This window comes from Marinilabiliales bacterium (genome assembly GCA_007695015.1).
In the GTDB taxonomy this organism is placed as follows: Bacteria; Bacteroidota; Bacteroidia; order Bacteroidales; family PUMT01; genus PXAP01.
On record REEN01000019.1, the window covers coordinates 1 to 20,130 of the forward strand.

15 protein-coding genes are annotated in these 20,130 nt (G+C 48.6%); 4 read left to right on the forward strand and 11 right to left on the reverse strand.

Going from position 1 to position 20,130, the window contains the following annotated elements:
* Window positions 1–202: 202 nt before the first annotated feature.
* From EA408_00520 to EA408_00535, 4 genes are all read right to left on the reverse strand, one after another.
* On the reverse strand, window positions 203–931 hold the full coding sequence (locus tag EA408_00520) for a CPBP family intramembrane metalloprotease (protein ID TVR75243.1): 729 nt from the start codon (window positions 929–931) through the stop codon (window positions 203–205).
* 83 nt (window positions 932–1,014) lie between these two features.
* Entirely contained in the window at window positions 1,015–1,782 is a 768-nt protein-coding gene (locus EA408_00525; GenBank protein TVR75244.1) for a DUF362 domain-containing protein, read from the reverse strand.
* Window positions 1,783–1,940: 158 nt separating this feature from the next.
* A complete protein-coding gene (locus EA408_00530; protein TVR75245.1) occupies window positions 1,941–3,224 on the reverse strand; it encodes a hexokinase in 1,284 nt (427 codons plus the stop codon).
* A gap of 43 nt (window positions 3,225–3,267) precedes the next feature.
* Entirely contained in the window at window positions 3,268–4,569 is a 1,302-nt protein-coding gene (locus EA408_00535; protein TVR75246.1) for a hypothetical protein, read from the reverse strand.
* 128 nt (window positions 4,570–4,697) lie between these two features.
* On the opposite strand from EA408_00535, the gene EA408_00540 reads away from it, so the two are divergent.
* On the forward strand, window positions 4,698–6,287 hold the full coding sequence (locus tag EA408_00540; protein TVR75247.1) for a hypothetical protein: 1,590 nt from the start codon (window positions 4,698–4,700) through the stop codon (window positions 6,285–6,287).
* Between the two features lie 46 nt (window positions 6,288–6,333).
* Here the strand turns inward: EA408_00540 and EA408_00545 are convergent, their stop codons facing one another.
* Genes EA408_00545 through EA408_00555 form a run of 3 tightly spaced genes read right to left on the reverse strand, consistent with a single transcriptional unit; the run spans window position 6,334 to window position 11,017 of the window.
* Window positions 6,334–7,779 (reverse strand): hypothetical protein, encoded by a 1,446-nt coding sequence (locus tag EA408_00545; GenBank protein TVR75248.1) that lies wholly within the window; start codon window positions 7,777–7,779, stop codon window positions 6,334–6,336.
* Between the two features lie 26 nt (window positions 7,780–7,805).
* Window positions 7,806–9,296: a M20/M25/M40 family metallo-hydrolase gene (locus EA408_00550; GenBank protein TVR75249.1), complete on the reverse strand. Its 1,491-nt coding sequence runs from the start codon at window positions 9,294–9,296 to the stop codon at window positions 7,806–7,808.
* Between the two features lie 32 nt (window positions 9,297–9,328).
* On the reverse strand, window positions 9,329–11,017 hold the full coding sequence (locus EA408_00555; GenBank protein ID TVR75250.1) for a sodium:proton exchanger: 1,689 nt from the start codon (window positions 11,015–11,017) through the stop codon (window positions 9,329–9,331).
* A 113-nt stretch (window positions 11,018–11,130) separates the two neighbouring features.
* Between EA408_00555 and EA408_00560 the strand changes: the two genes are divergently transcribed.
* Window positions 11,131–13,332 carry a S9 family peptidase gene (locus EA408_00560; protein TVR75251.1) on the forward strand — a complete coding sequence of 734 codons (2,202 nt, stop codon included), beginning with the start codon at window positions 11,131–11,133 and terminating at the stop codon, window positions 13,330–13,332.
* Between the two features lie 142 nt (window positions 13,333–13,474).
* A complete protein-coding gene (locus EA408_00565) occupies window positions 13,475–14,473 on the forward strand; it encodes a voltage-dependent potassium channel subunit beta (GenBank protein TVR75276.1) in 999 nt (332 codons plus the stop codon).
* A gap of 12 nt (window positions 14,474–14,485) precedes the next feature.
* On the opposite strand, the gene EA408_00570 is transcribed toward EA408_00565, so the two are convergent.
* Window positions 14,486–14,905 carry a DUF1573 domain-containing protein gene (locus EA408_00570; protein ID TVR75252.1) on the reverse strand — a complete coding sequence of 140 codons (420 nt, stop codon included), beginning with the start codon at window positions 14,903–14,905 and terminating at the stop codon, window positions 14,486–14,488.
* Between the two features lie 383 nt (window positions 14,906–15,288).
* Here EA408_00570 and EA408_00575 point away from each other — a divergent pair, with 383 nt between their 5' ends.
* A complete protein-coding gene (locus tag EA408_00575) occupies window positions 15,289–17,004 on the forward strand; it encodes a long-chain fatty acid--CoA ligase (GenBank protein TVR75253.1) in 1,716 nt (571 codons plus the stop codon).
* Here EA408_00575 and EA408_00580 read toward each other — a convergent pair.
* The 3 genes from EA408_00580 to gldJ form a co-directional block, all read right to left on the reverse strand.
* Window positions 16,977–17,207 carry a hypothetical protein gene (locus tag EA408_00580; GenBank protein TVR75254.1) on the reverse strand — a complete coding sequence of 77 codons (231 nt, stop codon included), beginning with the start codon at window positions 17,205–17,207 and terminating at the stop codon, window positions 16,977–16,979. The two genes, EA408_00575 and EA408_00580, sit on opposite strands and share 28 nt — an antisense overlap.
* A complete protein-coding gene (locus EA408_00585; GenBank protein TVR75255.1) occupies window positions 17,189–18,490 on the reverse strand; it encodes a UDP-N-acetylmuramoyl-tripeptide--D-alanyl-D-alanine ligase in 1,302 nt (433 codons plus the stop codon). Before EA408_00585 ends, EA408_00580 begins: the two co-directional genes overlap by 19 nt.
* Window positions 18,491–18,560: 70 nt before the next feature.
* A complete protein-coding gene (gene gldJ, locus EA408_00590; GenBank protein TVR75256.1) occupies window positions 18,561–20,027 on the reverse strand; it encodes a gliding motility lipoprotein GldJ in 1,467 nt (488 codons plus the stop codon).
* Window positions 20,028–20,130 lie beyond the last annotated feature (103 nt).

Below are 20,130 nucleotides of genomic sequence, written 5' to 3' on the forward strand. Positions count from 1 at the left end.
AAATTACCGTGAAACATCTGCTTTCGAATACTTCAGGAATTCCCGACTATTTTTCTCAACGGCTGGCAAACGGTAAAAAGGCAGATGCCAGCCTTTTCAGTGGCAATGACGAAGCATGGACCCGGGAGAGGGTGGTTGAGGCCACAGCTCGGCGATCAATGCCATGTTGAAGATTATAAAGGCTGCGAGGGACTGAATAATATCATGATATTATTCCAAATACCACCATTATCTGCATCGGGGCTCCCATTATGAAATGAATCACAATTGCCGTGCTGGTGTTCCTGGTTTTATACGTGACAAGCGGCACCAGCAGCAACAAAGGCAAAGCAACAATATTGACAAGCAGGCCAAAAGACAAGTGAAAGACCCCATGCAACACCCCGTTGAAAATCCATGCATAATTGCCCAATGCCACCTCCTGCCTCGGGAGGATGTAACCCCGCCATAATATCTCCTCGCCAACATAGTTGAAGAAGAAAAACAGGGGCAATAACAGCAGGAAAAAGCGTTCCCGGCCGGCAAGCCTTTCCGGCTCTATGGGGGAAATGTTCTTAAGGTCAGCAATATCAATACCCAGGGGCATTATCACCAAAAAGGAAACAATCAAACCAATCAATACAACCGCAACCAGGAAACCGGTAATAATCCAGAGCCAGTCATTTTTGGTGATCCTTTTGATCCTCAAACGTTCAAGGACAGTTTTACGGTCCAATGAGTATCCGTCACTTTTCATCAAAAGAAGAGTCAGGATAAATAAGGGCATAAATAGTAAAAATGTGCCTGAGATTAACCAGGCCGCATATGCACTCAATCCAAAGACCATTGTCAATAATGGAATGGTATGGTTAAGATGGACCCAGAAAATGATACCTGGTATCAGGAACAGCAGTATGGAATAGACAACACCTATCTTTTTCGGTGAATTCATCAGCACTTATGTTTTACTATTGATTCTATGACCTGTTTTACCGCAATAGCTATAATATTTAGATGCCACAACTCACAAAGGGTTCATTCTGTTTTGAAATCTGCCAGGTGGCCGATTCTTTTCCAGTCAAATCCAAGCAGCCGGGCACCCTCCTTGTCGGCTTCGAGGGCATCGAATGAGGCAACTATTTTGTTTACGGGCGGGTCGCAATGACTTCCGCCAAGATGATAATCGGGCATGCCGACAGTGGCGTCAAGCAATGTAAGATCGGGCATTCGGTGCATGTTCATCTCGATTATCGACTCATCCATGCGGTTGTGGAAAAACGATTTTTTCCAGAATCCTCCAACCTGGTAATGAGAAGGAGGAGCAAATCCCATCATATTCTTCAGCGATAATGTAACAGTTGAAAAGGAGTGCGCCTTCAGCACCGGTACGCTTATAATAAAATACTCCATCGCAATTTGGGGAATATAATACTCCCTGAATATTTTACATGTGGGAATTTCTAACCTGGTGAGCGGCTCTTCATTCAGGTCCACCAGCCTGACCTGCTTCTCTTCAGCCAGCCTTGTATAACCCAGCGCTGCGAATACTTCTCCGGTTGATTTTTCTCCCCCGCTGCCTTCAGCAACTATTATCTCTGCGCCGCTCACAGAGCGTAAATAGTCAATAATAGCTCCGACACAATCAACAGGCGTAGTAACCGGGAATGGTATGTCATCAACAAGATTGGGTTTGATCAGGATTTTATGCTGCTTAGCCAGCACCGGGGCAGCCCTGATCTCATCAAATGCCCTGGCAACAGATTCCGGGTAACCTGTAAATGAAATCACTGAGACTTTATTCATTATAATCCTTTTACATAATGCACAAAAACCTTGCTGCCCGGGGTCACTGCAGCCCTCCCCATCATGATCCTTTTTTCCTGGTAGATAGTAATTTTCCTGTCCGGGGTCATTGCAGCACCCGGAGCAGCCTTTGCCCGAAAATGTGTATTAGCGGCCGGCTACTCAATCAGCCCGGCCAGCGCTGCCCCGAGCAGGCTGGAGTTGTCCACTTCGGTAAATTCAACGTACCGTTTCTTTTCCCCGGTAAGGTAATCACTGAAATACCCTTCAAAACGCTGCTTCAGATTGTGGAGTTTGTAAAAGGTGGTGCCCTCGATGGTCATCATCACAGGTTTATCGGGTGACTGACCTTTGCCGCATTTCAGGACTACCGCGGCGAGATTTGCAGCAACAAGCTTTGCAGCCCTGTCGACCAGGGTGTCGATTATCGCCCGGCAGGCTTCAGCGTCCTCCCTGCCTGTGAAGCATCCGGCCAGAACATTGCTGTTGCCCGTTATGCCCGCAGCAAAGAGGCCGGCATCCTCAGAAGAGAGCTTTTCAACTTTTGCCAGCTTTTCTGAAGCTTCAGGAGAAAACAGCCCCTCTCCGGCAGCCTCCTTAAGCACATGGAGGCAAAGGGGACCGAAATACCCACCTGAAAACATCTTCTCAAAGGAATAATTACCCGGGTTCCCGGTGGTGTTGTCAAAACCAACGTCAAGGGAGGTACGGGGCGCCCTGGAGAAATTGCCCGACTCTATATTTATTATCTGGCTCCTGGTGTTGTCAAGCTCACGGTTCTTCCTGATTGCAGAGTTGCTCTCAATATAACAGGTGTTTGTGCCTGTTCCCAGTATAAAACCTATGAAGGAGCTGTATGACCTGCCGAAGCTTTCTGATTTGCCTGCCAGGAGGGTTGCAACAGTGTCATTCAGCAGCACTATCGGTTTTTCGGGCATTCCAAGGGTCTGCAGCAATGTTTTTCCCACAAGCTTCCCCACCACTTCGGGAGCCTGCACCTCCTTGCAGAACTGCAGGAGTATGCCGTCCCTGTCGGGCAATATCTCTGTGGGATAAGAAAAACAGAAACCGATCCGGTCAGCTTGCTCGGCCAGCGGCCTGATATAATCAGCCAGGGTCCCGAAGAACTCGCTTGCCGAAATCTCACCGTCAAGCCCGGGCATACCCCGGTTTACGATCTCAAAGGGCTCAGGCCGGCCCGACTTGTCAAATTTTACAAGAGCGGCCCTGAAGTTGGTGCCCCCCGCATCGATGGCCAGTACCGGCACCTCTTTAAGGAACTCATTGTCTGCCTCTATATAGGTCGGTATCATACGGAGGGAGCCCTCCGCCCCTGTCAGCCCCTTTTCCATCTCATCGGTAAAGTCAGTGATAAGGGTATCAATATCTACATCTTCTGCTCTTAGCTTGTGTGTCTTCAAAAATTGTTCTGCTCTGCTCATATCGTTTGTTTTATTAGTTCTTAAAAGAATTCTGTTGACTTTTTTACCTGTTTACGAAAAAAGGGATATTTGCATTGGCCACATTGCCATTGCCATCGTAAATATATACAAACAGACGGTAATTACGGCCAGCGTCCGGGGGGACCTCGAAAATGATCTCATTCTCAGGGGCACTCTTCAGGAACCCCTCAACAGGCTCGGGTTTTGTCTCTCCCTGTCCTGCATAGGGGGCAAACTTCTCCGGTTCAGGGAGCAGCTCCCACTCATATGTGAGTTCATCGCCATCGGGATCATGACAAACAACCCTGGCCGTTGCAGTGCTGCCGGCTGCAAGTACAACATCATCGGTGGCCATTCTGCCGTCGATAGTAAGGGATTCGATACGGGGTGCAAGGTTATCAGGCCATTCACCCGTCCACATATACTGCATCACCTCGACTGTCTGTGTTCTTAAACCGTTATGGAACATATTGAACCAGGTATGAGTCCTCTCCTGCCTGTTGCTTGTCCACAAAAACACGTATGACCCAACACAAAGCGGATCGGCAAGTATTACATTCTCATACCTTTCCCTGTAAACCGTGGCCTTTTCTGAGCTGGTCTCCTCGATAACAACCCCCTGGCTTGTACGCGGCACCTCCCACCATCCGGAAGGTCCCCACTCGGTAACCACATAGGGTTTGTCCCAGCCGAACTCCCTGAGCCACCCGGGCACATTCATTATATCGGCGTATCCATTGATGCCAAGCAGATCAAGATCGGGACACCGCTCCCTTATGACCTCAAACTTTCTCTTTTCCCTCTCTCCCACCCCGACAACAGTAAGTACCGGGTGTACAGGGTCTATCCTCTTTATCATGGCAGCAATATCGTTCACTGCATCCCAGACTTTTTGATTATAATCCAGGTTGCCCGGTATATGGTCGAGTTCGTTTCCTATTGCCCACATCAGGATGGCAGGATGGTCTTTGTTCTCTTCAACAATACTCTTAACCCTTTCATACTGGGCCTTTACCGCCTCTTTATCATTATAGTCAAAACCATCCCTTTCGGCTCTCACCGGCAGATTTACAAGAACCTTGAACCCAAGCCTGTAAGCTTCATCAAGTAGTCTGGGGCCAGTCCGCAAAGAATTGGCGCCACTTGCAGCGAGCTCTTCAAGAAAATCCCATCCTACAGCACCCTTGATAAAAAAGGGCTCACCATCGAGGTACATGCTGAATCCTTCATCCTCCGGCCTGAATTCAACTTTGGGAGGGGTTTCTGAATCTTCAGATCGCTGACTGGTCCCGCTGCATGCATTGATCAGCAGGAATGTAACAATAAACACAAGGATCCTGGTCATAATTTACAAGTATTTGGTAAGAATTGTATAGTACGGCTAAACTAACAATTTATTTATTCTGTAAAAAGCAGCCCTTGTATTTTAAAGCTGTAATATCTACTTTTAAAGCTGTAAATAAAACTCTGCTTATGGATAATAGATACGCAAAGACCGGCAAATTCGGGCTTTATGCCCTGGTGGCACTCAGGATTGTGATTGCCTGGCACCTACTGTATGAAGGACTGTCAAAGGCGCTGACCCCTGAGTGGACATCGGCCGGTTTTCTCTCAATATCGGCCTGGATATTCGCCCCGGCATTCCACTGGATAGCCGGCAACGCACTGGCACTGGCCATAGTTGATATTATCAATATTGCAGGGCTTATACTGATCGGTTGTGCATTATTCATTGGAATTCTTGACAGGGCAGCGGCCATATGCGGTATGGCCCTGATCGGGCTATACTGGCTGGCCAATCCGCCGCTTGTGGGGGTGGGAATGGGTGTTGTTACTGAGGGCAATTACCTGATAGTGGACAAGAACATGGTGCAGTTTTTCGCTCTCCTCCTCCTTGCCCTTATCCCCACCGGCAGGTATATCGGACTGGCGCATTTTTTCAAAGCAAACCGCAACAGGAGAATGGAAATGGAGGTCAGGACAACCCCTGATGAGACCGGCACAACTGATGAGACCGGCACACCTGGTGAACCGGCACCAAACTATACACTTGACCGCCGCACATTGTTGCGGGGACTGGCAACATTGCCTTTCATGGGGGCATTCGGTCTGGCATTCCTGAAGATGAAAAGATGGAAGAGCTACGAGGAGCAGAACCTGGTGGACGCAATGACCGGTGCAAGCGCCAAAATACTTGATGTAGCCAGCCTTAATGACCTGAGTGAACCTATATCCAAAGCACTGATAAAAGACAGGGAGTTTAGCCGGCTCATACTGGGAGGGAACCTTCTTTCAGGCTGGGCACACAGCCGCGACCTGATATATGTATCGCAGCTTGTCAAGGCATACCACCAGAAAGAGAAAATATTTGCAACCCTGTATCTTGCAGAGAGGTGCGGGGTGAACACATTGCTTACCAACCCGATACTGTGCTCGCTTATTGAAGAATACTGGAAGAGAGGCATAGGCAGGATCCAGTTTATATCAGACTGTGCTGGGCTGGTTTACGATGCAAAGGGAGCCAGTCCCATGCCTTTCGATCAGTATATGGACAGCATCAAAAGAGCAATAGATACGGGAGCGGTTGCCTGCTACATACAGGGTGAAACGGCCGATTACTATATGGAGCGGGGCAATGTTGATGCAATTGCAAAGGTGATGGATTATATTAAGAGCAGGGGAGTGATTTGCGGCATTGGCGCCCACAGGATCGAAACAATCAAGGCATGTGTGGAAGCCGGACTGGAAACCGATTTCTGGATGAAGACCCTGCATCACCACAACTACTGGTCGGCAAGACACCCCCAGTGGCATGACAACCTTTACTGCTATGACCCCGCAAAGACCATTAATTACATGAAACAGCTCCCTGAACCCTTCATTGCCTTCAAGGTGTTGGCAGCCGGAGCCATCCACCCCAGAGATGGCTTCAGGTATGCATTTGAGAACGGGGCTGATTTTGTATGTGCCGGCATGTACGATTTTCAGATGGTTGATGATGTAAATATCGCCTGTGAGATATTAAACGGCGATATTAAACGTGACCGGCCCTGGAGGGCATAAGCTGAATAGCTGTTATTAGTGTAATACGCCGACTACCCTTGTCCTGTCACCTGGGAGAGATGGAGGACCCGTAATTAACTATTTTTACATCTTCGACAAACGGACCAATATGCAAAACCCTCTCTGCCATCTCTGAAAGTGGCCGGCCGTCAACAAAGCAGTCCTCGAAAAATACACCGGAGATATTGTTCAATTCACCGAATCCCTCGAGGGAAACGGGCCCTTCATGAAACCATGTAACATTTCTGACAGTAACGTTCCGTATATTACCCGGGGGGTCATCTCCATATCTCCGGCCTTCGGTTATGATCAGTTCAAACAGTTTCTCGTCGGCCTGTTCAACCCTTATATCTTCAAACAGGATATCGATTATCAGGGAGGGTCCGTCACAAACTATGCTGAAGCCGCTGTGGCCATCAACCCTGCTGCCGCCCCTTGAGAGAAGTATGTCGTTGTTCCTTGCCACTACATTCCTGATGTAGGGGCCTCGGGTCTCAAAGCCAATAGTAACCCCGTCGCTGAATGCAAATCCAACCATCGTATTGTTCTCAATAAGAATGTCTTCAACTACATGATCTGGCTGGGGTGACTTGATCGCAACACAGTCATCGGTACACCGGAAGAAACAGTTGCTTATTGTTACATTCTGCGAACCCACGGGATTGATGCCGTCGCCGCTGGGCCCGAAACTAACCACCTTTACATCATCATATTTCACATTCCTGCTGGCTGTAACGGTATTGATCCATCCCCGGCCGTTCCTGATGGTTATCCCTTCAAAGAGTACGTTCTCAGAGTTGTCGACCCTCACCATACGGTCATACTCAAATGCCCCGTCAAGAATTCCCCTGCCGGTTACCCTGATATTGGTCGCACCGTCGGTCCTGATCCCACCGTAAACAATCGCTCCCGGGGCAATATAGAGGGTCTGGTTGTCGGCCAACGTGATATAACCGGGATGGTGACGGCCGGGGCCGAAATAAATTACGCCGGGGTCATCAGCAGAAGGCACCTCCTCCTCAGCAGGATTAGCAAAAAAACAGAGAGGAGGGAGATCATCAACTTCAATATAAAGCTTGTCCGGGCCCTGAAGTGTAAAACTCAGCACATTCCCGTTGATCTCCGGCTCAATGCCCCTGCCGGAAGGGCGTACCGTGGCAATGGAAATGTCGCCGGGTACTTTAACAGATACGCTGATCTCTCCTTCAGATGAGAAGCTGGCAAAATGAACCTCCTGCTGGACAGATGTATAGGGCCTGGATGTAAACCATTCCGGCAGACTCTCAATATCCATTGATGTCCGGAACTTTTCTGTCCATATCTCAACTCCGTTAACGATTACGGTATACTTATCGCTTGTTGCTAACCCGGGAACTGCAGGATAACTGTATACACCTGGTTCAGCCTCTCTGCAACCCTGAAACGACAATGACAGCATTAAACCAAAAAGGCAGGTCATTAAATAAACTATCCGGTACTGGTAATTCATCATAATCTGGAAATGCTTTATTTTAAATTCTAAAACCTGTAGCCCATGGTAAAATATCCACCGGTATTATATACACGGGTACCCTGTATGTTCGAAATATCCGTAAGACCAATTCGCCAGGTATAAGCTACCTGGACCTTCATTACCTCCATTCCAAAACCGAAATTGAGCCCCCACTCCTGTGAAGGATGGAAATTGCCGAAATCAGGGCCAATACCTTCATCACTTCCGGCAAAGCTGTGTCTGAAATACCCGCCGGCAATCGGATAGGCCCTGACCAGTCCCCCGTCGTCACCGGCCATATAAAGGTGGAGATTCAAAGGCAATGTCAGTGAGTGTTGCCTGTATTTACCCCACTGAGATTGGCTTCCGTTGAAGTCATAGAGTAACTCCGACTGCAGAGCAAACTTCTGACCGAACTGCATCCTGAAAAACAATCCTGTTGCAAATGCAAAGAGGCCGTCAGCCTGGAAGAATTCATCGGGATACCTGTGATGAGTAGAACCCAGATGTGCGAGAACTCCCGAGTGCAGGCGGATACCCCAGGGACTCATGTGCCTTGCAAATCTCGCAGAGGGCATCAAATCCGGCATAACCGACATCTCTGCAACCAATGTACCAAGATAATCTGTAATAAGGGCCATCCCATCATAGTCCAAAAGTTCGTATCTGTCACCGGGCTTATGATAGGGCGACTTGAGTCCTGTAAAGGCCTGTGCCGCAGGTATGCCCGCCTCACCAAACGGCCGCGTATCAGTCCGCGCCTCTATCTCAGATGTGACACGCGACAAATCCAGGCCATGTAATACCGCGACCTCCCGTGCAAGGTCAATACCCCCTTCCAGGGTCCCGATCCCCCTGAGGTGCAACCCGTTGTTTGCCTCATACATTCCGACCATATCAAGTGAGAACATCATCCTGATCTTTTCCGTATCAAAATATTCAATGTCCTGCAAGAACCTTTCGGCTCCGAGCAGTCCGCTCTCCTCGGCATCAAATGCAATAAAAATAATGCTGCGCCCGAATGTGCCGGGATTGCCGGCAAAATGGCGGGCAAGCTCAATCATTGCCGCCGTTCCCGAGGCATTGTCATCGGCTCCGGGATAGATGATCCGCTCACCGTTCCTGTACTCGTAACCAAGATGGTCATAGTGTGCGCCTATCACGATAAACTCATCCTTCAAAACAGGGTCTGAACCAGGCAGGTATCCCACCACATTGGTGGCGGGCACCCTTGCAAGGCCTATCCGCAGGTCCATATGCTGGAAATAATCATCGCCGGGCGGTTGAAGGCCTATTGATCCGAACTCCTCGGCAATGTAATGCTTGGCAATGATCTTGCCCTCAGTACCAAGCCCCCTTCCCTCCAGAGAGTCTGAAGCGAGAAAAGATACATGTGCTTCGAGTCTTCTGGCAAGGTCGGTAATCCCAAAGCTGTTTTCAGCAAACAAAAGATGCCTGGCAGGCAGGAAAACCATTAAGGCAAGGAGCAGTAACCTAATTGTATTTTTAACCTTCATAATGCATATAAAACGTTAGCAATAAATTTAAATCAATCTCTGCCGGAAGCACCGTTCTTCTTATCTGAGCAGGATCCTTCCCCGACAAAGCAATCCTCCAGTTTGGACAGGAATCCGGTTCCTACAGCGTCAACAAAGGGGAAAAGTATCATGTCTGCCCCGGCATCGATCAGTTTCTTTGCATTCCCTGCATGATGCTGGGTAAGCACGATCCGTCCGCCATATTTTTGATGCCTGAAAATCTTCAGCAGGTGCAGGTTTATTTCAAAATCTGTAAGTGTGCTTATCACCACCTTTATCTTTTTGGTTGGCAATTGTTCCGGAAGGTCAGGATCTTCAGCATCACCAAAGACCGCAGTGCGTCCTTTCTTTCTCCACCTTTCTACGGCACCCGGATCAAAATCCACCCCCATGACTTTTCTTCCGGCCCTTTCCAGGCTTTTGGCAATATTATTCCCATACCTGCCCAGTCCTATCACCAGGACCTCAAACTGTTTCTCTTCAAGCTGCTTGATCCTGCTTTCGCGGAAAGGATCCTTCTTCTCAAATATGCCCAGGAGCGGAGAAAGAACATCAAAGATCTGGTGAGAGTAAATAATCAGGTATGTAGAAAGTCCTATTGTGATAAGCCCTACCAGGGTGATAAGCCCCATCGTATTGTCATCAATGTGACCGAGCTGCAGACCAAGTGACGCAAGTATCAGCGAGAACTCGCTAATCTGCGCAACAGCAAGGCCTGCCAGAAATGATGTACGTTTCTTGTATCCCATAAGCCCCATGATGATCAACACAATTACGGGGTTGCCGACAAGCACGAAAAGGGAAAATACTATCGCAGGCCTTATCTGCTCTCCTATCAGAGACAGATCCAGTTCTGCCCCCAGGTTGATGAAGAAGAACAACAGCAGGAAATCCCTCAGGGTTGTCATTCTCCCGCTTATTACCTCACGGTACTCGGTCGATGCAAGGGATATACCGGCCAGGAATGCTCCGACTTCCTTGCTGAACCCGAGCCAGTCACCCACAGCAGCAAGAGTAAGAGCCCACGAGATTGCAAAAAGGATCAATAACTCCTGTGAATTCCCCATAAGCTTGACAAGCCGGGGTAAAACAAACTTCATCAGCAGACCGACCATTGCCAGAAAGCCAAGGCCCTTCAGCATGACCAGGATAATGTCAAATGCCGGACTACCGGCAGATTTAGCGCCAAGAGCCGAAAGCATGATCATTGCCAGTACCACAACAATATCCTGTACTATCAGGAACCCTATTGAAATCTGGCCATGGAGAGAATCAATCTCCTTCTTGTCCGACAGAAGCTTGACTATTATAATGGTACTGGAGAAAGTAAGTGCCACTGCAACATATAAAGCAGTCATTTGCGAAAAGCCGAAGCCAATGGCAATGAGATACCCGAAGAATGATGTAAACAGTACCTGCCCCAACCCGGTCAGAAGCGCTACCTTTCCCGTTGACCTGATCAGGGTAAGATCGAGCTTTAGACCGATCGCAAAAAGCAGGATTGCGATACCTATCTCTGCAAGAAGGTGTATCTTATCTATCGACTCAAGAAGGTCAAGTCCCCACGGCCCAACCAGTATGCCCACTCCAATGAAGGCCACAATCAGGGGTTGACGAAGGATCCTCCCCAGGAGGCCTACCACCGCAGATATAATGAGTATTGCAGCAAGCTCAAAAAAAGCATTGGGTATAGTTTCCATATATCAATTCATTACCGGCAAGACCTTCATATTGAATATTTCCCAAAAATAACTCAATATATTCTTTATTCCGAAGCAGGGGGGTGCAATTATTTACTTAAAAATTACTCCGGTTGGCTCAAAAGTCAAGGATACAGGAATTAACCGGCAGCAGCAAAAATACGCAGACACAAAATACCAATACCCGATGTTTTGCAAAGATGACAGATTGCAATATCTTTATCATTCTCCAGGTACAGGGAAATATCCCAGAACAAAACAAAACAGAAACCAATATGAAACTTCATGAACTAAAACTGGCTGCATTAATTACATTGCTTGTTCTGTCATTTATTACTCCGGCTGCTGATGGCCAGGGAATGACACCCTACGACATTTTTAACCTTAAGGATGTCTCCGAGGCAGCCGTTTCACCAGACCAACAGCACATTGCCTACACGGTCAATGTTCCGCGGCCTTTCACCGGCAGTCCGGGACCTGATTACAGGGAGCTTTATGTCTACAGCATCTCAACCGGTGAGATTACACCCCTTATTACCGGGACCAACAGGTTATTCTCACTCTCATGGACCCCTGATGGCAGGGTGGCCTTCAGGTATACCGGTCCGCATGCCTCAGGATTCCAGATTTTTGCGATTGCCCCTGAAGGTGGTGAACCGGAGCAGCTGACCCGGTTTGAGAGGTCGGTCGGATCATATGAGTTTGCCGGCAAAGACCTGCTGACCTTCGTTGCCGCATCGGGACAGGACCCGGAAAAAGCAAGACTGCTGGAGATGGGTTTTGATGCTGAGATTTATGAGGAAGAGTACCTTGACATGAACCTTTATGTTTATGATCTCAAAACGCATGAGCACCGTCAGGTAACCAGCGGAGTAACGGTTTTTGAATACTCTGTCAGCCCTGACGGTCGCTATGCCGCCGCCGCAATCGCTGAAAAGAACCTCGTCGACTACTCCTTCATGTTCAAGGACATATACCTGGTCAACCTCGAAAATGGAGAAAAAACAATGCTGATTGAGGTTCCGGGCAAGCTGGGCCGGATGGCATGGAGCCCCGACGGCAGCAGGATAGCCTTTGTGGCAGCCTCACACATCCACGATGCAGTCATTGGCAGCCTCTTTATAGCCAATGTGCCTGAGAACAGGACCTTCACGCAGCTCAGGAACTATGCCGAAGGAATGAGGGCATCGATAATCAATGCCGCCTGGAAAGATAACAACACCCTGCTCTATGTCTCCGAAGAAGGGGTAGACATGGTGCTTAGCGAGCATGAGACCGCCGCACCTGAAAGACGGGTCCTGATTGAGGGCGGGAGACTGGTATTCCGCACATTCAGCCGTTCAGGAGATATTATTGCCCTTTCGGGGAACACAACTGAGCACCCGAACGAGCTGCACCTCTTTGATCTTGGTACAGGGAGCCTTGATAGACTGACCGATCATAATCCATGGCTTGCCGGCAAGGATATGGGGCGGCAGGAGATGATGGTTTACAATGCCAGGGACGGGCTTGACATCGAATCGGTACTTATCTACCCTGTCGGGTATGAGCCCGGGAAGTCATACCCTGTGATCACCTATATACATGGCGGACCCGAGGCGGCCAACCAGAACGGATGGGTAACGCGCTACAGTATTTGGGGCCAGGTGGCTGCGGCCCGCGGTTATTTCTTCTTCATGCCTAACTACAGGGCAGGTTCGGGACGGGGAGTGGACTTCACCATGGAAGGGTTTGGCGACCTGGTTGGTAAAGAGTATGACGATGTTCTTGACGGGATCGACCATCTTATCGATATCGGATATGTTGACAGGGACCGTGTCGGTATCGGCGGAGGCTCCTACGGCGGTTATTTTTCAGCCTGGTCGGCAACCCGTCACACCGATAGGTTCGCTGCTTCTGTTGTTTTTGTAGGGATCAGCAACCAGGTATCCAAGCGAAACACCACCGATATCCCGTGGGAGGACTACCTGGTTCACTGGGGCTTCTGGACACATGAGGAGCCTGAAAAGGTGTGGGGGGCCAGTCCCATCAAATATGCTCCGGGAAGTGTTACCCCGACACTTATACTGCATGGAACGGAAGATCCCAGGGTGCCGCCCTCGCAGGGACTTGAGCTTTACAGGAAGCTGAAGCTTCACGGGAAAGCGCCTGTGAGACTTATCTGGTATCCGGGCGAAGGGCATGGCAACGCGAAGAACACCAACAGGCTCGACTATATCGTGAGGACCATGGAGTGGTTTGACTGGTACCTCAGAGATAAGGGCCCACGGGATGAAATGCCCCATAAATATCCTGAGTTCGAGATTGAAAGGTGATAGAAAAAATATATGGGAGCCGGACAGGTAACCTTCAACGGAACTCTCCGGCTTACCTGCAACAGTGAGTATTAGCAGAGCTGAATAGTAATCCCGGGGCAGAGTCCCGAATTGTTAAATGAACATTAAAAACAAACAAGCGATGGAGTACAGATCTTTAGGCAGATCAGGGCTGAAGGTGTCGGCCCTCTCATTCGGATCATGGGTCACATTCGGCTTCCAGGCAGACACCTCGCAGGCATTGAAGTTAATGACAAAAGCCTATGATCACGGTGTGAACTTCTTTGATAATGCCGAGCAGTATGCCGGCGGCAGGTCTGAGACCATCATGGGCGAAGTTCTCAAAAAAACCGGATGGAACAGGAGCGACCTGGTGCTGTCAACAAAAATATTCTGGGGAGGCGACGGTCCCAATGACCAGGGTCTCTCAATGAAGCATATCATTGAAGGAACCGATGCGGCACTCAGTCGTCTTCAGACCGGATACGTCGATCTGATATTCTGCCACAGACCGGACAGGCAAACTCCCGTTGAAGAAACGGTATGGGCGATGAACCAGGTTATAAGGCAGGGGAAGGCCCTCTATTGGGGCACCAGCGAGTGGAGCGCCCTGCAGATCAAGGATGCATGGCATTTTGCAAGGGGTAACGGACTTATCCCGCCGGTTATGGAACAACCTGAGTACAACATGTTCAAAAGGCAGAGGGTGGAGGTTGAATACAGGCCGTTATACGATGATATCGGACTCGGCACTACCATCTGGAGCCCGCTTGCTTCAGGTATCCTGACCAACAAATACGCAGGCGGAATACCTGACGACAGCCGTATGGCATTAAAAGAGTATGACTGGCTGCGGGAACATCTCGAGTCAAAGCAGGGACAGGAAAAGATCAGGAAAGCTGCCGGACTGGCGAAGATCTCAGATGAACTGGGTGTCAGCCTGCCTCAGCTGGCAATCGCCTGGTGCCTGAAGAACCGGTTCGTGAGCACTGTAATCACCGGGGCCTCAAAGCCCGGACAGATTGACGACAACATGAAGGCGCTGGATGTGGTAGCACTTATTACAGATGAAGTTAGCTCAAAGATTGAAACTGTTCTTGATAATAAGCCTGAAGAAGAGAGAGAATGGCGCACAAATTAGCGCCGGACAGGACTAATCGTCCTGTAAAGTAAGGTCCCCTTCAGGATCAATAACTTCACCCTGGATTCGCAGTATGGCAGTCTGCCTGTTGGCAGCATTTGACTGGATGGTAACCGTACGCCTTATCCGGTGCGGCCGCGGCACAATTCTGAATTCAACCTCTACATATCCGCTGTCACTCGGGGCAATGGGTTCTTTTGTCCAGTCATTTACCCTTGTCCCGCAACAGGCCCTCACGTTCGAAAGAACAAGTGGCTGGTTGCCGTTATTATATACAACAAAACCAAGCTTGCCTTCAGGAACCTCATCACTCGATATCTGGCCGTAGTCATGCAGCTCACGGTCAAACACAATGAAAGGCCCCTGTTTCTCCTGTGATATTGCTGAGACTGCCAGGAGCAAAGTGATGGATATTGTCATAAAAAGTCTCATAATAGATTGAATTTTTTTGTTATAGTTGAACCGGCGCAGTCACCTTAAACCTTTTACAGGTCTGTATGAATAAATAATACGGTATAGCAAGCAAATTGTTTCACAAAAATAATTGATCATATGCCGGAATACGACCCGACAACACTGTTTTAATAATAATTAACACATAAAAAGTATCAAATTATAGAAACAAATATAATGCCAATTCGTTTTAATTGAGGGCATTGTTTATTTATGCAATATGTGGGTGAATTTTACGGAAATATCTCGACCAACCCCGCCAGTAGCCGATATTTTTATATACTTTTGCACTGTATTCCCACAAAATACAATGAAACCAGATCAGACCCGGAAGGCAAAATAACAGAAACAAACATAATCAAATGAGCATACCAAAGAAATTAACACTTGCCGAATTACTGATTAATAGCAGGGAAAACTACTCAGAGCGACCGGCGCTATCATTTGTGGGGCAGGATCCCTATACCTACAGCGATATCTTTACAATAGCCGGAGAGATATCCCATCTTCTGCATTCCAAAGGAGTAAGGAAGGGAGACCGGGTTGCCATCCTGAGCCAGAACATGCCCAACTGGGGTGTATCTTACCTTGCAATTACATCTATGGGCGCTGTTACAGTGCCCATCCTCACCGACTTCAACGAAAGGGAGATAAAAAGAATCCTGGAGCACTCAGAGGCCAGTGCGATAATAGTATCTGACCGGCTGGCGTCCAAACTGAGAAATTCAATCCCCGGTTCTCTGCACACCGTGCTTGTTGCCGACACACTCGATCTGGCCGACCGCGATGTCGTTAACGAAACCGGTAATCTGCTGGTAACAGAAACAAAGGAGCAGTGGAGTCCGGAACCGGAAAGAATCTTTGATAATAAAGAAACCGGGGAGCCGGAGGAGGATGATCTTGCGGCAATATTATACACATCCGGAACAACAGGCAACCCCAAAGGAGTTATGCTCTCCCACAGGAACCTGGTCTCAAACGCGGTTAATACCGGGCATATCCAGCAGGTGACACCTGGCGACAGGATGCTGTCTGTCCTTCCGTTGTCACATACTTATGAGTGTACCATTGGTTTTATAATACCAATGATGAACGGCGCTTCTGTCTATTACCTTGAAAAACCACCTACGGCCAGCATTCTTGTTCCTGCCATGCAGGTGGTTAAACCCACAATGATGCTTACCGTGCCGCTGATCATCGAAAAGATTTACAAGCTGCAGGTTTTGCCGAAGCTTACCGGATCACCAATTATGAGGGCACTGTTCCACAAGCCCTTTTTCAGGCGTAAGCTGCATAAACTTGCCGGAAAAAAGATATACAAAACATTCGGTGGCAAGCTGCACTTCTTCGGTATTGGAGGGGCCAAGCTGGGAGCCGAGACGGAACAATTCCTGCGTGATGCAGGTTTCCCTTATGCTATCGGCTATGGTCTGACCGAGACATCTCCCCTGCTGGCCGGATGCAAGCCATCACTCACCCGTTTCCAGTCCACCGGCTTCAGCCTTCCCGGCCAGCAGATCAGGATCGACAATCCCAACCCGGTTACCGGAGAAGGAGAGATTGTTGCAAAAGGGCCCAACGTGATGATGGGCTATTACAAAGACGAGAAACAGACAAAAGAGGTCTTCACTGATGACGGATGGTTCAAAACAGGCGACCTGGGAGCATTTGACGAAGACAATTACCTTTATATCAGGGGCAGGCTTAAAAACATGGTTCTCGGTCCGAGCGGTGAGAATATCTATCCCGAAGAGATCGAAGCCTTGATCAATAACCAGTCAATGGTTCTTGAGTCGGTGGTCTACGAGATGAAGGGGAAGCTGGTGGCCCTTGTTCACCTTAACTACGAAGAGCTCGAAAAATATTATAATGAGGTAAGGGAATCCGCCAGGAACATGCAGTTGCAGATGAACGAATTCATCAGTGAAAAGCTCAACGAGATCAGGCAAAAGGTTAATAAGGAGGTCAACAAGTTCTCAAGGATTAATAAGATTATCGAACAGCAGTCCCCCTTTGAGAAAACCCCGACACAGAAGATAAAGAGGTTCCTTTACCAGAACAAGGACAAGGCTGTCTGAAGCTGCCTGGTGAAGGAGGCCTTTGGCAAGGCTGTTTGAATGCATCGCTGAAGAAGATTTTCGGCATAGCTGCTTGAATGTAACGCTGAAGAAGATTTTTGGCATGGCTGCTTGAATGTAACGCTGAGGAAGGTTTCGGCAAAGCTCCCTGAGTTTATCACCGAGTAAGGCTTGCAGACCCCTGCTAAAGCAGCGGGAGACACCGTTCCAGTCCAATACCCCTTGAGCCCTTAAGCAAAACGAACCGGTCGCGTACAGGGTTTTTTGCAAGCCATTCAATAAGCAACCCGGTGTTTTCAAAATGGATATAATCTTTGGGAAGAGGTATCCTGCTGAAAGCAGATCCCACAAGTATCACTTCCCTGTAATTATGGCCGTTTATAAGCCTTACTATCTCCATGTGCTCCTCCTCTTCATAACGTCCTAGTTCCAGCATGTCGCCAAGTATAACCGATTTGTTTTCTCCGGGTTGCAGGGTAAAATTGAGCAGGGCAGATCTCATGCTGTCGGGGTTGGCGTTATATGCATCAAGAAGGATCCTGTTCCGGGCTGTTTGCATGATCTGTGACCTGTTATTGCCGGGAATGTATTCGCCTACCGCATTTATGATCTGATCAGGCGGAACCTTGAAATGGTCACCCACACATACTGCGGCGAGTATGTTCTCGAAATTGTAGGATCCTGCCAGACTGCTTTTTACATTGTAAACAGAGGGGGGATTACCAGCAGCAACCTCCAACCCGGTTCCCGGCCCATCTTCTGTAAGCCTTCCCCTCACATTGCAGTAACCGCTGCTGCCGTAATATATGGCATCAAGCTCAAGCTCCCTGGCAAGATCTGACAGCAGATCCTGATCATTGTTGACAAACGCTTTGCCTCCTGTGGATTTAAGGTACCTGAAAAGCTCACCCTTGGCCCGGAATACCCCCTGCAGCGATCCAAAACCTTCCAGGTGGGCCCTGCCTATATTGGTTATAAGTCCGTGATCAGGCCGGGCTATCCGGCACAACAAATCAATTTCGCCAATATGATTGGCTCCCATTTCAATAACTGCAATCTCATGTTCCTTTCGCAACCTTAAAAGAGTAAGCGGTACACCTATATGGTTGTTCAGGTTCCCCTCAGTTGCAAGTGTCCGGAACAACCTGCCTAAAACATCACGCATAAGTTCCTTGGTGGTTGTCTTCCCGTTCGAACCTGTTATTGCAATCACAGGAATATCAAACCTTTTCCGGTGATATGCCGCAAGTGCCTGGAGAGATGAAAGGACATTATCTACCTTAACCGTCCTTTCGTCTGCAGCATATCGCTCATCATCGATCACAGCCCTGTAACAGCCTTTTTCGAGCGATTGCCTCACAAAAGCGTGTCCATCATACCTCTCTCCCCTCAGGGCAAAAAACAGTTTCCCGTGGATATCATGGCGGCTGTCAGTCGTGACGCCTTCCGACCGCTGGAAAATATCATATAATGCTTTAACAGACATGCAATTAATAATAAAAAAACCCCATTCAATCAAATGAGGTTTTCTCTATGATGTTAAAAACTGTATTCCTTTAATTTCCTATAGGTCCTCCCACCCGGTTCATGGCACACCTGAAACCCAGGTCATCTCTTGATTCCTCCTGGTGCAGGAACCTCCTGGTCCCGGGAGAAAGCCAGTAGGCCCTGTCTCTCCAGGATCCGCCCTTATATACTCTTACCTCATCACTTATGAGAGTGGAGAAATCACCTTCGCGCTGCGAATACATCCTGTGCTCACCGGGATCATCATCTGAAAAAGCAAGACTGGAAATATGATCGCCGTCACGGAAATTTATGTTGTCGGCCTCGGTAATATTGGGGCTCGAGAATGCATCCTCTTCCGTAATGGGCTCTCTCCTGAGTCTCCCAAGATGATCTTTCTCAGCTACATTGCCCTCCTCGTCAACCACCAGCTTTGTAAAAACATTACCGCGGAAAGGCCTGAATTCATCAACATCAAGGTGGGAAAGGGGCCTGTAGACATCCTGCACCCACTCATTTACATTACCTGCCATATTATAGAGACCGTAATCATTTGGCCAGAAAGATCTCACCGGCGCTGTTATCTCAGCATTGTCGTTAAGATGCCCGGCAACACCCATGTAATCGCCACGTCCCCTGACAAAATTGGCCCTCATCTGACCCAGGTGCCTCCTGGAATCATTCCTGGTATGGTGCCCGTCCCATGGATATATCCTGCGGCCGTATATCCGCTCCTCGTATGTGTTGCCGATCAGACCCACTGCTGCGAACTCCCATTCGGCCTCGGTCGGAAGCCGGTATTTTGGCAGCAGGATGCCATCTTCCTGCCTTATCCTGCGTTCTCCGCCTTCGGGTGACAAGGACGGAAGGTTCTGGAGAACAAGACCCTCATACTGTCCGGCAAGATAAGCCTCTGTATTGAAGTTGTTCTCATTAACCTGGTTGGGGTCCCACTCAATAAATCCCTCCCTGATCAGGATCATCTCGTTTACACGGTCGGTACGCCAGATACAATAGTCATTAGCCTGTAGCCAGTTTACTCCGACCACCGGATAGTCATTAAAAGCCGGGTGACGGAAGTATGTTTCTACATATGGCTCATTGTAACCAAGCGGGCTCCGCCACACGGTGGTGTCAGGCAAAGCCTCCCTGTGAACTTCAGGATAATCAATATAAACCCTTCTTAACCAATGAAGATACTCCCTGTAATCAACATTGGAAACTTCAGTTTCATCCATATAGAATGAACTGACAGTCACTCTTCGGGGGATGTTGTTCCAGTCATACATTACATCCTCCTGGGTGCGTCCCATGGTAAAGGTTCCGCCCTCAATAAACACCAGGCCGGGACCCGTCTCCTGCTCATAAAGCTGAGTTACTTCAAATCCTCCCATCTCCGGATCATTGTAGCGCCATCCCGTAGTGGAGGAAACATCGGTCCTTCTTCCTCCCAGCATACCGCAGGAAGAAATAATCACCGCCAAAATCAGGAGCGACAATATGGTTCTTAATTTCATAGCTGTTTATGTTATATTCGCAATGTCAAATATAAATAATTCTTTTGGTTAATACACAAAATGATATTTTTTTTTGAGAGGTGTTGAAATCTGTTTTTGTGAC

Bases quoted from the DNA above. Each gene is read 5' to 3' on its own strand.
- EA408_00520 (TVR75243.1), bottom strand. From the start codon at position 931: ATGAATTCACCGAAAAAGATAGGTGTTGTCTATTCCATACTGCTGTTC.
- EA408_00525 (TVR75244.1), bottom strand. From the start codon at position 1,782: ATGAATAAAGTCTCAGTGATTTCATTTACAGGTTACCCGGAATCTGTT.
- EA408_00530 (TVR75245.1), bottom strand. From the start codon at position 3,224: ATGAGCAGAGCAGAACAATTTTTGAAGACACACAAGCTAAGAGCAGAA.
- EA408_00535 (TVR75246.1), bottom strand. From the start codon at position 4,569: ATGACCAGGATCCTTGTGTTTATTGTTACATTCCTGCTGATCAATGCA.
- EA408_00540 (TVR75247.1), top strand. From the start codon at position 4,698: ATGGATAATAGATACGCAAAGACCGGCAAATTCGGGCTTTATGCCCTG.
- EA408_00545 (TVR75248.1), bottom strand. From the start codon at position 7,779: ATGATGAATTACCAGTACCGGATAGTTTATTTAATGACCTGCCTTTTT.
- EA408_00550 (TVR75249.1), bottom strand. From the start codon at position 9,296: ATGAAGGTTAAAAATACAATTAGGTTACTGCTCCTTGCCTTAATGGTT.
- EA408_00555 (TVR75250.1), bottom strand. From the start codon at position 11,017: ATGGAAACTATACCCAATGCTTTTTTTGAGCTTGCTGCAATACTCATT.
- EA408_00565 (TVR75276.1), top strand. From the start codon at position 13,475: ATGGAGTACAGATCTTTAGGCAGATCAGGGCTGAAGGTGTCGGCCCTC.
- EA408_00570 (TVR75252.1), bottom strand. From the start codon at position 14,905: ATGAGACTTTTTATGACAATATCCATCACTTTGCTCCTGGCAGTCTCA.
- EA408_00575 (TVR75253.1), top strand. From the start codon at position 15,289: ATGAGCATACCAAAGAAATTAACACTTGCCGAATTACTGATTAATAGC.
- EA408_00585 (TVR75255.1), bottom strand. From the start codon at position 18,490: ATGTCTGTTAAAGCATTATATGATATTTTCCAGCGGTCGGAAGGCGTC.
- gldJ (TVR75256.1), bottom strand. From the start codon at position 20,027: ATGAAATTAAGAACCATATTGTCGCTCCTGATTTTGGCGGTGATTATT.